12 protein-coding genes are annotated in these 12873 nt (G+C 70.6%); 2 read left to right on the forward strand and 10 right to left on the reverse strand.

What is annotated here, in order from left to right; translation table 11 throughout:
- Nucleotides 1-410 precede the first annotated feature (410 nt).
- A complete protein-coding gene (locus AB3M90_RS14970) occupies nucleotides 411-1751 on the forward strand; it encodes a CoA transferase (RefSeq protein ID WP_412953378.1) in 1341 nt (446 codons plus the stop codon).
- Here AB3M90_RS14970 and AB3M90_RS14975 read toward each other — a convergent pair.
- The 4 genes from AB3M90_RS14975 to AB3M90_RS14990 form a co-directional block, all read right to left on the reverse strand.
- Nucleotides 1736-2530: a DUF4184 family protein gene (locus AB3M90_RS14975; protein WP_412953381.1), complete on the reverse strand. Its 795-nt coding sequence runs from the start codon at nucleotides 2528-2530 to the stop codon at nucleotides 1736-1738. The two genes, AB3M90_RS14970 and AB3M90_RS14975, sit on opposite strands and share 16 nt — an antisense overlap.
- Before the next feature lie 6 nt (nucleotides 2531-2536).
- Nucleotides 2537-3838 carry a tyrosine--tRNA ligase gene (gene tyrS, locus AB3M90_RS14980; RefSeq protein ID WP_412953383.1) on the reverse strand — a complete coding sequence of 434 codons (1302 nt, stop codon included), beginning with the start codon at nucleotides 3836-3838 and terminating at the stop codon, nucleotides 2537-2539.
- A gap of 61 nt (nucleotides 3839-3899) precedes the next feature.
- Nucleotides 3900-4664 (reverse strand): hypothetical protein, encoded by a 765-nt coding sequence (locus tag AB3M90_RS14985; protein ID WP_412953385.1) that lies wholly within the window; start codon nucleotides 4662-4664, stop codon nucleotides 3900-3902.
- Entirely contained in the window at nucleotides 4661-5305 is a 645-nt protein-coding gene (locus AB3M90_RS14990; RefSeq protein ID WP_412953387.1) for a SatD family protein, read from the reverse strand. Before AB3M90_RS14990 ends, AB3M90_RS14985 begins: the two co-directional genes overlap by 4 nt.
- A 59-nt stretch (nucleotides 5306-5364) precedes the next feature.
- On the opposite strand from AB3M90_RS14990, the gene AB3M90_RS14995 reads away from it, so the two are divergent.
- Nucleotides 5365-5952 (forward strand): DUF1349 domain-containing protein, encoded by a 588-nt coding sequence (locus tag AB3M90_RS14995; RefSeq protein WP_412953389.1) that lies wholly within the window; start codon nucleotides 5365-5367, stop codon nucleotides 5950-5952.
- A 40-nt stretch (nucleotides 5953-5992) separates the two neighbouring features.
- Here the strand turns inward: AB3M90_RS14995 and argH are convergent, their stop codons facing one another.
- From argH to argC, 6 genes are read right to left on the reverse strand one after another with little or no spacing between them, the layout of a single operon-like run.
- Entirely contained in the window at nucleotides 5993-7423 is a 1431-nt protein-coding gene (argH, locus tag AB3M90_RS15000) for an argininosuccinate lyase (protein WP_412953392.1), read from the reverse strand.
- Entirely contained in the window at nucleotides 7423-8379 is a 957-nt protein-coding gene (gene argF / locus AB3M90_RS15005; RefSeq protein ID WP_412953395.1) for an ornithine carbamoyltransferase, read from the reverse strand. Before argF ends, argH begins: the two co-directional genes overlap by 1 nt.
- Nucleotides 8376-9584: an acetylornithine transaminase gene (locus AB3M90_RS15010; protein ID WP_412953398.1), complete on the reverse strand. Its 1209-nt coding sequence runs from the start codon at nucleotides 9582-9584 to the stop codon at nucleotides 8376-8378. The genes argF and AB3M90_RS15010 overlap by 4 nt, the downstream gene beginning before the upstream one ends.
- Complete coding sequence (argB, locus tag AB3M90_RS15015) at nucleotides 9581-10498, reverse strand: acetylglutamate kinase (RefSeq protein ID WP_412953401.1); 918 nt, start codon at nucleotides 10496-10498, stop codon at nucleotides 9581-9583. Before argB ends, AB3M90_RS15010 begins: the two co-directional genes overlap by 4 nt.
- On the reverse strand, nucleotides 10495-11652 hold the full coding sequence (gene argJ / locus AB3M90_RS15020) for a bifunctional glutamate N-acetyltransferase/amino-acid acetyltransferase ArgJ (RefSeq protein WP_412953404.1): 1158 nt from the start codon (nucleotides 11650-11652) through the stop codon (nucleotides 10495-10497). The genes argB and argJ overlap by 4 nt, the downstream gene beginning before the upstream one ends.
- Nucleotides 11649-12704 (reverse strand): N-acetyl-gamma-glutamyl-phosphate reductase, encoded by a 1056-nt coding sequence (argC, locus tag AB3M90_RS15025; RefSeq protein ID WP_412953406.1) that lies wholly within the window; start codon nucleotides 12702-12704, stop codon nucleotides 11649-11651. Before argC ends, argJ begins: the two co-directional genes overlap by 4 nt.
- Nucleotides 12705-12873: the final 169 nt, after the last annotated feature.

Here is a 12873-nt window from a genome sequence, read left to right on the forward strand (position 1 = left end):
TGTTGAGTTCTCAAGGATCGGATGCTCCCACGACCCAGCCACCACAGCCAGGCCCGAAGGGCAACTTCTCTATCTTAGCCATCCCGACCCGCTTGTCAAACCGACGCGCTCGGCGGATCTTCGATCCGCTGCGCAGACGGTGACCGCCGCAGAAGGGGTGGATCTCCCATCCTAGACGCAGGCGTCCGATCTCTCAAGAGAAGGAGTGGGAGTGGTTCTCCGCTTGAGGGGGGTGAAGCTCTTCGGCTTCTCCGCTTCCCTGTGGGGCGAACAGGTACTAAGTTACGTGGCTTCCCCCGTTCTGGCAAATCGGGGCCTTCCCCTCGGGCGTGTCGCGGCGCCGTCCGGACGACTTCCCCCGGATCAGCCGCGCTTTCCCTCGATCAGCGGAGCACGGGTAGCATCGCGCCATGACCGACACCGCGGACCACACCGCCTCATCGCGGGATGCCGGAGCTCGCCTGCTCGCGCGGGTCTGGAGCGAGATCGGTGGTGACCCGGATCGTCTGGTCGGCGTCGCGCCCCCGCCGGTCGCCCCTCCCCTCCCATCGCGGCTCGCCACCGGGTCACTCGCCTGGGCGGGCGTGGCAGCGGCCACCCTCGCGGCCGGGCGCGACGCGCGTCGGCTCGATCCGGACCGGATCGCGCTCGCCTATCGCAGCGACCGCGTGCTCACCGTCGACGGCAGCACTCCCCCGGTGTGGTCACCGTTGTCTGGCTTCTGGCGCACCGTCGACGGGTGGATCCGCACCCACGGCAACTATCCGCACCATGCCGCGGCCTTGTGCGCCGGTCTTGCCCTCGACCCGTCCGCCGATGCGGAGGTCGTACGCTCTGTGCTGCAGGACCTCCATACGGACGACGCGGTCGCCGCGATCTCCGCCACGGGCGGTCTCGCCGTTCCGGTACGGCGCGAGGATCGCGTTGTCGACGCGGCGCTGCGCCGGACGCCGGTCGTCGCTGTGGAGCGGATCGACGTCGACGCGGAGCCACGGGCGATCGCGCGCAGCGACGACGATCTTCCTCTGCGCGGCATCCGCATCCTCGATCTCACACGGGTGATCGCCGGCCCCGTGGCCACCCGCACCCTCGCACTGTTCGGAGCAGACGTCCTGCGCCTCGATCCTCCCGGCCTGCCGGAGCCCGAGTGGCAGCACCTCGACACCGGGCACGGCAAGAGGTCGGCCCTTCTCGATGCACGGTCGGACCGGATGCACGACCTCCTCGCCGACGCGGACGTGGTCGTTCTCGGCTACCGTCCTGCCGCGATCCAGCGCCTCGGGCTCGCGCCCGACGCGCTTGCCCGACGTCATCCCGGCATCATCGTGGCCCAGCTCAGCGCGTGGGGCACCGACGACCCCCATCGCGCCGGGTTCGACAGTCTCGTTCAGGCCGAAAGCGGCATCGCGCTGGCCGAGTCGAGCGACGGGAGCACGCCGGCGGCCCTTCCCGCCCAGGCGCTCGACCACACCGCGGGCTATCTCCTCGCGGCAGCGATCGCCTCCGCCCTCGATCACCGCCGGACGCGGGGCGGCTCGTGGGTGGTCCGCACATCGTTGCGCCGCGCGGCCGCCGAGCTTCTCGGGATGCCGCGGCGGCGGATGCCGGCGGCGGAGACCCGCGTCGACGCGACACCGCACGTCGCGGGCTTTCGAGTGGGCGGTTCGGACATCGTCACGGCACGACCTGCCATACCCGGATTCGAGTTCCGGCCGCCGCGGCCCTGGGCGTCGGATCAGCCGCGCTGGTGACTCGGCCGGCGCAGCTGCAGCGCCAGGCAGAGAAGCAGCGTGCCCAAACCCCACACCGCGCAGGCGGGTGGCAGAACGCGATAGGCGAGATGCGCGATCGTGAACTCCGCATCGAGCGGGCCGAGCGCGAGCAGCCCGGCGATCCACGCGCACACCAGGATCACGGGCAGAGAGAGCCACCACACGATGCGAGCCCACTCGGGAAGGCGGCGGTCCGGGGTCGGACGCGGCCGATGACGGCGCAGCCACAGCAGGGCCCAGATGCCGATGAGGGCGAGACCGATCGCGCTCGATCCGTGCTGGAGCCACTTGTACCCGAGAAGCGGACCCCACATCTCGTCGAGCGCCGGAAGCAGGGCCACACCCCATCGACCCTCGTGGGTGAACAGATCCCAGACGATGTGCGAGAGCACACCGAGGACGAGTGACACCGCGAGCAGCAGCGGGTACAGGCGCTTCTCCCCCCGGCCGACGGCACGGCCGAGGGCGCGGATCCCGCCGTCGCGCCATTCCTCGGGAAGCCGCGACGCGAGCCATCCCGGCGCGAGCTCGGGAACGGCCGGACGCAGCACCGCCCGCCACACCAGGAAGAGCACGAAGGCGAGCACGGCCGTCCATACGACGTTCGCGAGGGTGTGGGTGAACGAGTAGTCCAGGCCGAGACCGCGCACGAACAGCGGCAGGTCGGGTGTCATCGCGCCGATCGCGATCGCGGCCGGCACCAGGGGCGTGCGGATGAACGGCAGCGCGACGACGGCGTGACTCGGCGTGAACGGCATCCGAGATCAGCCGATGAAAACGCCCGCGAGGGTCTTCTTCCCGCGGCGGAGCACGGAGACTCGGCCGGGGAGGCTGCCCTGCACCATCGCGCCGTCGTCTCCCACCCGCGCACCGTCGAGCGTGACGCCGCCCTGGGCGATGGCACGTCGAGCGTCCGACAGGCTCGACACCAGTCCCGTCGCCACGAGCGCGTCGATGACCGGGGTGCCGGCGGAGACGGTCGCGTGAGGCAGCTCTTCGAGCGCCGTGCGCAGCGTCGCAGCGTCCAGGGCCGTCAGGTCGCCCTGCCCGAAGAGCGCCTCGGATGCCGCGATGACCGCAGCCGCAGCGTCGACGCCGTGCACCGTGGCGACGACCTCGAGTGCGAGGCGCTTCTGCGCTGCTCGGCGGAAGGGCTCGGTCTCGACGAGCGCCGCGTACTCCTCGATCTCGGCGCGGCTCAGGAACGTGAAGACCTTGAGCCGGTCGATCACGTCGGCATCCGCCGTGCTCAGCCAGAACTGGTACATGCGGTACGGGCTGCACATCTCCGGGTCGAGCCAGATGGCGTTGCCCTCGCTCTTGCCGAACTTCGTGCCGTCGCTGTTGGTGATCAGCGGCGTCCCGATGGCATGCACCGAGACGCCCTCGACGCGGTGGATGAGATCCGTGCCGCTCGTGAGGTTGCCCCACTGGTCCGAGCCGCCGGTCTGCAGCACGCAATCGTACTGGCGGTAGAGCTCCAGGAAGTCCATGCCCTGCAGGATCTGGTAGCTGAACTCGGTGTAGCTGATGCCGGCATCCGAGTTCAGGCGTGCGGCGACGGCATCCTTCTTGAGCATCGTGCCCACGCGGTAGTGCTTGCCGATCTCGCGCAGGAAGTCGATCGCCGACAGCGGCGCCGTCCAGTCGAGGTTGTTGACGATGCGTGCGGCGTTGTCGCCCTCGAAGCTCAGGTAGCGCTCGACCTGCGCGCGCAGACGATCGACCCATTCGCCGACCGTCTCGCGCGTGTTCAGGGTGCGCTCGGCCGTCGGCCGCGGGTCGCCGATCAGCCCGGTCGACCCGCCGACGAGGCCGAGCGGCTTGTGACCGGCGAGCTGGATGCGACGCAGAGTCAGCAGCTGCACGAGGTTGCCGAGGTGCAGGCTGGGCGCCGTAGGGTCGAAGCCGCAGTAGTACGTGATCGGATCCCCGGCGAGAAGGGCGCGCAGCGCCTCCTGATCGGTGGACACGTGGACGAGCCCGCGCCACAGCAGCTCGTCCCACACGTTCTCGAACGTGGGGTCGATCGCCGGGGTCGCGGTCGTCAGAGCGGAATTCGACACGCGCTCCAGGCTATCAGCGCGGCACTGCGCCGAATCCCGCCACGACGGCCGGTCGACCGTGTCAGCTGTGCGCGGCCCACCACACGACGAAGGCGCCGCCGAGCGCGATCACCCAGCTGACCAGGCTGCCGACGAGGAAGTACTCGGCCCGCGCACCTGTCTCTCCGTCGCGGGAGATCTCGGGGAAGCGGACGATGCCCTTCGCCGCGAGCATCGCCGCCAGCAGCGGGTAGGCGGCGGCGAGAGTGAGGATCAGCACGAGGATGCGCTCGAGCGGGCCGATGAGGCGACCACCCTTGAAGCCGGATCGCGGATCGACCGGCGTCGCGGCTTCGGGGACGAGATCGCCGGTCGTCGTGGGGGCGTCGGTCGTCGCGGGGGCCTCGCTCGGCCGCCAGGTGTGCTCCCCATCGAGCGCGGCGCGCACCACGAGGTTGGCCGACTCGAGGAGGAACACGCCCATGCCGAGGCTCAGGACCACCAGGTCGAAGGGGATCTCGCCGAACGGCGACCGCAGCGCCCAGACATCGCCGATGAGCCCGGTCTCGTCGCGAGGTCCGAGCCACACCACGGCGGCGACGGCGAGTACGCCGAGCAGCACCGCCGGCCAGAAGCCGAGCGGTGCGCGTCGCTCGGACGGCATGGACCACACCCATAGGGCGCCGGCGGCGAGGCCGGCGATCATCGGCCACAGCGCATCGCTGACGCTGCCGAGCAGCAGCAGGATCACGGCGACGGTGAGGTAGCCGATCCAGCGGCGCGGCGCGAACTGCCGAACGAGGTCTGCGGCTCCCACCGCCAGCAGGGCGAATCCGGCGACGATCATGCGGACGCCTCCCGGAGCGCGGCGACGCCCTCGAGCACGGCGGCGCTGCCGGCGTTGCGCAGCGACTTGGACACGCTGGGCTGCGTGATGCCCTCCTCCTGGGCGAGGTCATGCTGCGATCGCCCGATCAAGCGGCCATAGGTGAGGCGGCGCTCGCGTTCGGACATGGCACCGACGAGTTCGTCGCGCGCGAGCAGGTAGGCGTTCGCTGCGGCGATCGTGCTCTCCATGACCTCATCCTGCCCGGGGGCACCGACAATCCATGTCCGCGCGCGCGGCACGGCGCGCCCTTCCTTGGCATGGACGATCTCGATGGCGGCTCGGGCGGCGTACCAGCCCGGCCCGTCGGCGAGCTCGCCGTGCACCGATTCCACGGCGCTCACCTCGCCGATCCCGATTCCGAAGCGGAAGCCGATCCCGTCGGGCAGACGCAGTTGGATCATCAGGAGGGAGATCAACGCGTCATCGAGCCGGCGATAGACGCCCTGCTGCTCGTCGCCGACTGTCGGCGTGAGCGGTTGATCGGCGAGAGGCAGGTCGCGCTCCGCCGCGGCGATCGTCTGATCGAGCACGCGCTGCGCGGCCGAGCGGTCGTCGAGTCTGCGAGACCCCACGATGTCGGCGACCACGGCGATGACCATGACATAACCATAACACGCATATCTCGGAGTTATGCCCGATAAGGTTATATAGTTCGAATATGCTTGATACCGCCATCATCCCGTGGGACGCGGGACACTGGACCACCGCCCCCGCATCCGTCGACACCCGCGGCGGCGCCCTCCGCGTCACCGCGAAGGACGGCAGCGACGCGTGGCGGCACACCGCCTACCGCTTCGTGCACGACACCGAGCACGCCCTCCTCGTGCCGATGGCGGTCGGCGAGGCGGTCGAGGTCTCGTTCCGCGCTCCCTGGCGCGGGCAGTTCGATCAGGCCGGCGTGTTCCTGCGCACAGACCACGAGCACTGGATCAAAGCAGGCGTCGAATACGCCGACGGACACCTGGGGATCGGCGCCGTCGTCACCGACATCCACTCCGACTGGTCGATCGGCCAGGTCGACGAGTGGCGGGACCGGGGGATCAGCGTGCGGATGAGCCGATGGGCGGATGCCGTGATCGTCCGAGCCCGCGCCGACGACGAACCCTGGCGCCTCGTGCGGGTCGCGCCCTTCGACGGCGACGCGTCGGCGTCCGCCGGGCCGTTCCTGGCCGCGCCGACACGCCCCGGCCTCCAGGTCACGTTCACACGCTGGGAACGAAGCGGGGCCGACGACTCCCTGCACTGACACGACGGCCGGCGGGACGACCCGGGCGACCCTGCGCGGGCTACAGCCCCAGGGCGTGAGCGGCGGCCTGCGCGCGCGCGACGAGCTCGGCGCGCTGCTCGGTCACCCGCTCGGGCGCGGTGCCGCCGGCACCGGTGCGCGACCCCACCGATCCCTCGATCGTGAGCACCTCGCGCACGTCGGGGACCAGGTGCTCCGAGACCGACAGCAGCAGCTCGTCGGACGCGTCCTCGAGGCCGATCCCCTGCTCCTCGCACGCCCGGACGAGCGCGCCGGAGATCTCGTGGGCGTCGCGGAACGGCACCCGGCGCTTGACCAGCCACTCGGCGACGTCGGTCGCGAGCGAGAATCCCTGGGGGGCCAGGGCGGCCATCCGCTCGGTGTCGAAACGCAGGGTCGCGATCATGCCGGCGAAGGCCGGCAGGACCACCTCGAGCGTCTGCACCGAGTCGAAGACCGGCTCCTTGTCCTCCTGCAGGTCGCGGTTGTACGCGAGCGGCAGTCCCTTCAGCGTCGCGAGCAGGCCCGACAGGTTGCCGATCAGGCGGCCGGACTTGCCCCGCGCCAGTTCGGCGATGTCGGGGTTCTTCTTCTGCGGCATGATGCTCGACCCTGTGGAGTACCCGTCGTCGAGGGTCACGAAGCCGAACTCGCGCGTGTTCCAGAGGATGACCTCCTCGGCCAGGCGCGAGATGTCGACACCGGTCATCGCGGCGATGAAGGCGAACTCCGCCACGACGTCTCGAGCAGAGGTGCCGTCGAGCGAGTTCTCCGCCGGACGGTCGAGGCCCAGCTCCGTCGCCACGAGCGCCGGATCGAGACCGAGCGTCGAGCCGGCCAGCGCTCCCCCGCCGTAGGGCGAGACGCCGGCACGGCGACGCCAGTCGACCAGCCGCTCGAGTTCGCGCACCAGGGGCCAACCGTGCGCCTGAAGGTGATGGGCCAGGAGCACCGGCTGGGCGTGCTGCAGGTGCGTGCGTCCGGGGAGGATGGCCTCGGGATGCGCCTCGGCCTGGGCGACCAGGGCGTCGACGACCCGCAGGATGTCACGGGCGATCACGCGGGCGTGGTCGATGAGGTACATGCGCACGAGCGTGGCGATCTGGTCGTTGCGGCTGCGTCCGGCGCGCAGGCGGCCGCCGAGCTCGGGGCCGAGCTCGGCGATGAGGGCCTGCTCCAGTGCACCGTGCACGTCTTCGTCGGTCGGATCGGGATGCAGCCTGCCGTCGGCCACCTTGCGCGCTACGGCATCGAGGCCGGCATGCATCCGTTCCGCCTCGTCGGGCTCGAGGTATCCCGCTGCGGCGAGCGCCGTCGCGTGCGCATGCGATCCGGCGATGTCGTACGGCGCGAGGATCCAGTCGAAATGCGTCGACCGGCTGAGCTCCGCGAGCTCGGGAGACGGTCCTGTCGCGAAGCGCGCACCCCAGAGCGCTCCCTCATTGGTCCCCTCGTGCGTCGAATCGCCCATCACGCGTCCTTCTCGTCCTTCTCGTCCTTCTCGTCCTTCTTGCCCAGCAGCCAGACCAGCAGCGCCTTCTGGGCGTGCAGGCGGTTCTCGGCCTCGTCCCACACGACGCTCTGCGGACCGTCGATGACGGTGGAGTCGACCTCGTAGCCGCGATCGGCCGGCAGGCAGTGGATGAAGATCGCCTCCGGATCGGCGAGCGTCATGGTCTCCGCGGTGACCTTGTATCCGCCCAGATCGCGGATGCGCGCGAGCTTCTCCTCCTCCTTCCCCATCGACACCCACGTGTCGGTGACGATGACGTCAGCGCCGGCCGCGGCCTCGACGGGATCGGTGTAGAGCGCGATCGAGCCCCCGGTCTCGGCGGCACGGCGGTCGGCCGCCTCGATCACATCGGCACGTGGCGCGTAGTCGTCGGGCGACGCGATGCGCACGTGCATCCCCGCCGTGACGCCGGCGAGCGCGTAGGAGTGGGCCATATTGCTCTGCCCGTCGCCGAAGAAGGTGAGGGTGAGACCGGCCAGCTCGCCCTTGTGCTCGCGGATCGTGAGCAGATCGGCGAGCAGCTGACAGGGGTGGAAGTCGTCGGAGAGCGCGTTGACGACCGGCACGCGCGTGCCCTTCGCCATCTCCTCCAGTCCGGACTGCGCATAGGTGCGCCACACGATCGCGGCGACCTGGCGCTCCAGCACCCGCGCGGTGTCGGACGGCGTCTCCTTGCCGCCCAGCTGGCTGTTCGCCGTGGAGATGATGAGCGGTGAGCCGCCGAGGTCGGCGATGCCCACCGCGAAGGACACGCGAGTGCGCGTCGACGACTTGTCGAAGATCACCGCGACGGTCTGCGGACCCGCGAGGGCCTTGTTCGCCCAGCGGTCCTTCTTCAGCTCGAGGGCGAGGTCGAGGATCTCGGCCTGCTCGGCGGGAGTGAGATCGTCGTCACGCAGCAGGTGGCGGGTCATCGTGCGGACACCTTTCCGGAGACGGATGCCGAGACGTCGGCGAGTGCGGCGGTGAAGAGCTCGGCGAATTCCGCCAGCTCGGCGTCGCCGATGGTGAGGGCCGGTGCGATCCGCACCGTCTCGGGGTTCGCGGCGTTCACGATCAGGCCGCGCTCCTGAGCTGCGGCGACGACGGCGCCCGCGACGGGCTCGGTCAGCGCCACACCGAGCAGGAGTCCCCGGCCGCGGACGCCGCCGACCAGCGGCGAGCCGATGTCGCGGATGATGTCGCGCAGCTGCTCGCCTCGGCGCGCGGCGTTGTCGACGAGTCCTGCGTGCTCGATCTCGGCGAGGACGGCGTCGGCCACGGCGGTCGCGAGCGGATTCCCGCCGAACGTCGAGCCGTGCGAGCCGGGGGTGAACAGATCGCTCGCCGCGCCGTAGGTGACCAGGGCCCCGATCGGGAAGCCGCCGCCGATGCCCTTCGCGAGGGTGATGGCGTCGGGGGTGATCCCCTCATGGCTGAACCCGAACCAGGCGCCGGTACGGCCGGCTCCGGTCTGGATCTCGTCGACGATGAGCAGTGCGCCGTGGGCCAGCGTGAGCGAACGCGCGGCGGCGAGGTAGCCCTCGGGCAGTTCGACGACGCCCGCCTCGCCCTGGATCGGCTCGACGATGACCGCCGCCACGCGGTCGTCCATGGCCTCCTCGAGCGCCTCGACGGTCGCCGCGATGTGCTCGACGCCGCCGGGCATGGGCTCGAAGGGCGCGCGCATGGCCGCCTTGGCGGTGAGCGCGAGCGATCCCATGGTGCGGCCGTGGAACCCGTTCTCCAGGGCGATGATGCGCGTGCGCTCGGCTCCTCCGTGGAGCCGAGCCAGCTTGAACGCGGCCTCGTTCGCCTCGGCGCCGGAGTTCGAGAAGAAGACGCGTCCGTCGATACCCGCGCCGGCGAGGCGCTTGAGCCGCGCGGCGAGAGCAAGCTGCGGCGGGGTGGCGAAGTAGTTCGAGACGTGCGCGAGGGTGGCGGCCTGACGCGCGACCGCGTCGACGAACACGGGATGCGAGTGCCCCAGCGACGTCACCGCGATCCCGGCGAGGAAGTCGAGGTAGCGTCGGCCGTCGGCATCCCACAGGATCGAGCCCTCACCGCGGGTGAGCAGCGCCAGCCGATCGCCCGCGTTGAGCACGAGATCGCGTGCCACGTCGTCCTGCCAGACGGTCATGCCGTCCCCCCTGTCTTTCCCAGAACCACTTCGGTTCCGATCCCCTTGCTGGTGAAGAGCTCGACGAGCACCGAGTGCGGCACCCGTCCGTCGATGATGGCTGCGGCGTCGACGCCGCCCTCGACCGCGTCGAGGCACGCGCGCATCTTCGGGATCATGCCCGACTCCAGCGCGGGCAGCATCTCGATGAGGGCGTCCGATGTGAGGTGCGAGACGAGCGAGTCGCGGTGGGGCCAGTCGGCGTAGAGGCCCGGCACGTCGGTGAGGATGACGAGCTTGCGGGCGCCCAGCGCGACGGCGAGGGCCGCGGCCGCGGCATCCGCGTTCACGTTCAGCGACTGGCCGGGATGATCCAGATCGGGGGCGATCGATGAGACCACCGGGATGCGTCCGGCGGCGAGGTGGTCGAGCACCGGCGTCGGGTCGACCTGCACGACATCGCCCACCCGGCCCAGGTCGATCTCCTCGCCGTCGACGACGACCCCTCGGCGGCGACCGCCGAAGAGTCCGGCGTCCTCGCCGCTGAGTCCGGTGGCAATGGGCCCGTGCGAGTTGATCTTCGACACGAGCTGCGGATTCACCTGACCGGTGAGCACCATGCGCACCACGCCGATCGCCTCGGTGTTGGTGACGCGGTACCCGCCCTTGAATTCGCTCGGGATCTCGAGACGCTGGAGCATGTCGGAGATCTGCGGTCCGCCGCCGTGCACCACCACGGGCTGCACGCCGACGTAGCGGAGATAGGCGATGTCCTGCGCGAACGCCTCCTGCAGCTCGTCCGACACCATGGCGTTGCCGCCGTACTTGACGACGACGATCTGGTCGCGGAACTTCTTCAGCCACGGCAGCGACTCGATCAGCGTCGTGGCCTTGACGGCGGCGACGTCGGGCGTGGTGTCCTGGATGTCGGTCATGAGGCGTAGGCGCTGTTCTCGTGCACGTAGTCGTGGGTGAGGTCGTTCGTGAGGATCGTCGCGGTCGCGTCGCCGACCTTCAGGTCGATCACGAGGTGCGTGGCGCGCGGCGTCAGATCGACCTCCTCGCGAGGACGGTCCGGGCCGCCCGCGGTGCAGACGCGCACGCCGTTCATCCAGACGTCGACGTCGTACGGGTCGAACTGCGCGTTCGTCGTGCCGATCGCCGCGAGCACCCGGCCCCAGTTGGGGTCGTTGCCGAAGATCGCCGCCTTGAAGAGGTTGTTGCGGGCGACCGAGCGACCGACCTCGACCGCATCGCCGTCGGATGCCGCGTGCGTCACCTCGATCGTGATGTCGTGGCTCGCGCCCTCGGCGTCGGCCTGCAGTTTCACCGCGAGCTCCTGACAGAGCTCGGTGAGCGCGTCCGCGAAGTCGTCGAGCTCCGGCGCGACACCCGAGGCGCCGTTGGCGAGCAGGGTCACCTGGTCGTTGGTCGACATGCAGCCGTCGGAGTCGAGCCTGTCGAACGTCAGTGCCGTCGCACGGCGCAGCGCCTCGTCGGCCTGCAGCGGCTCGAGCACGGCGTCGGTCGTGACGACCACGAGCATGGTGGCGAGCCCCGGCGCCAGCATCCCGGCGCCCTTCGCCATCCCGCCGATGGTCCAGCCGTCGCGGGTCACGATCGCCGTCTTCGCGACCGTGTCGGTGGTCATGATCGCCTCGGCGGCGCGTTCTCCGCCGTCGGCGCTGAGCTCGCCGACCGCCTGCACGGTGCCCGCCAGCACCTTCGAGCGGAAGACCTCGTCGCCGGTGCCGATGAGTCCCGTCGAGCAGACGACGACATCGCCGGCGCTCACGCCGAGGAGTTCCGCCGCGGTCTCGGCCGTCTGATGCGTCGTCTGGAAGCCGAAGCTGCCGGTGAAGCAGTTCGCACCACCCGAGTTGAGCACCACCGCCTCGACGACGCGATCGGCGACCGCCTGCTGCGACCAGAGGATCGGGTTGGCCTTCGCCCGGTTGCTGGTGAAGACCGCGGCGCCCACCTTGCGCGGGCCGCGGTTCACCACGACCGCCACGTCGGGCTTGCCGGTGGACTTCAGACCGGCGGCGACTCCGGCCGCCTCGAATCCTGCGGGTGCGGTGACGCTCACGGCGCGACTCCGTTCACTGAGAGGGCGCGGCCTTCGGGCAGGCCCAGTGCGATGTTCATGGACTGGACGGCCGCCCCGGCGGTGCCCTTGACGAGGTTGTCGACGGCTGTGACGACCGTGACACGGTTCGCCGCCCGGTCGACCGCCAGGCCCATGAGCGCGGTGTTCGCGCCGAGCACGTCGGCCGTGCGCGGGAAGCGACCCGCGGGGAGGAGCTGCACGAAGGTCTCGTCGGCGTAGGCGCTCTCCCACGCATCCCGGATCTGCGCATCGGTCGCGCCAGGAGCGATGGGGGCCGACGAGGTGGCCAGAATGCCGCGCGACATCGGCACCAGCACCGGGGTGAACGAGATGCGGATCGCCGAGTCGTCGGAGACGCCGGATGCCGCGGCGAGGGCTTGGCGGATCTCGGGGATGTGCCGGTGCGAGCCGCCCACGGCGTAGGGGTTGGCGCTGCCGAGGATCTCGCTCGCGAGCAGGTTGGTCTTGAGGCTCTTGCCCGCCCCCGACGGGCCGACCGCGAGCACCGAGACGATGTCGGACGGATCGACGACCCCGGCGGCGACGCCGGGCGCGAGACTGAGGCTCACCGTCGAGGCGTTGCACCCGGGGGCCGCGATGCGCGATGCACCGCGCAGCCGCTCGCGCTGCTTCGACCCTTGGACGAGCAGCTCGGGCACGCCGTACGCCCATGCCTCGTGGAACGCGCCGCCGTAGAACGCGTCCCACGACGCGCGGGAGGTGAGGCGGTGGTCGGCGCCGGCGTCGATGACGAGGGGCACCGCTTCGAGGGCATCGGTGTACTGCCCCGATTGGCCGTGCGGCAGGGCGAGGAAGACGATGTCGTGACCGGCGAGGACCTCGGGCGTGGTGTCCTGCAGAGTCAGGTGCGCGAGCGACCGCAGGTGCGGCTGATGCTCGGCGAGCGGCTGTCCGGCGTTGGAATGCGCCGTCACGGTGCGGATCTCGATGTCGGGGTGATCGGCCAGGAGGCGGAGGATCTCGCCGCCTGCGTAGCCGGATGCGCCGGAGACGGCGACGGAGTACGTCATGCTTCTACCTTAACGGTCGGGTCCCCCGATGAATCGGGGACGGGACGGGGCCGAGGCGGCGACACCGGCACTCGACCGCCGCAGACGCGCGGCAGGAATGCGGGGTCGCCTAGAGTCGGCGGCCGCTGCGGCGTCGGGACACGACGATGACCCGGGGCGCACCCGGCGA

The organism is Microbacterium martis (assembly GCF_047246685.1).
Taxonomy (GTDB): domain Bacteria; phylum Actinomycetota; class Actinomycetes; order Actinomycetales; family Microbacteriaceae; genus Microbacterium.

Bases quoted from the DNA above. Each gene is read 5' to 3' on its own strand.
- AB3M90_RS14970 (WP_412953378.1), top strand. From the start codon at position 411: ATGACCGACACCGCGGACCACACCGCCTCATCGCGGGATGCCGGAGCT.
- AB3M90_RS14975 (WP_412953381.1), bottom strand. From the start codon at position 2,530: ATGCCGTTCACGCCGAGTCACGCCGTCGTCGCGCTGCCGTTCATCCGC.
- AB3M90_RS14985 (WP_412953385.1), bottom strand. From the start codon at position 4,664: ATGATCGTCGCCGGATTCGCCCTGCTGGCGGTGGGAGCCGCAGACCTC.
- AB3M90_RS14990 (WP_412953387.1), bottom strand. From the start codon at position 5,305: ATGGTCATCGCCGTGGTCGCCGACATCGTGGGGTCTCGCAGACTCGAC.
- AB3M90_RS14995 (WP_412953389.1), top strand. From the start codon at position 5,365: ATGCTTGATACCGCCATCATCCCGTGGGACGCGGGACACTGGACCACC.
- argH (WP_412953392.1), bottom strand. From the start codon at position 7,423: ATGGGCGATTCGACGCACGAGGGGACCAATGAGGGAGCGCTCTGGGGT.
- argF (WP_412953395.1), bottom strand. From the start codon at position 8,379: ATGACCCGCCACCTGCTGCGTGACGACGATCTCACTCCCGCCGAGCAG.
- AB3M90_RS15010 (WP_412953398.1), bottom strand. From the start codon at position 9,584: ATGACCGTCTGGCAGGACGACGTGGCACGCGATCTCGTGCTCAACGCG.
- argB (WP_412953401.1), bottom strand. From the start codon at position 10,498: ATGACCGACATCCAGGACACCACGCCCGACGTCGCCGCCGTCAAGGCC.
- argC (WP_412953406.1), bottom strand. From the start codon at position 12,704: ATGACGTACTCCGTCGCCGTCTCCGGCGCATCCGGCTACGCAGGCGGC.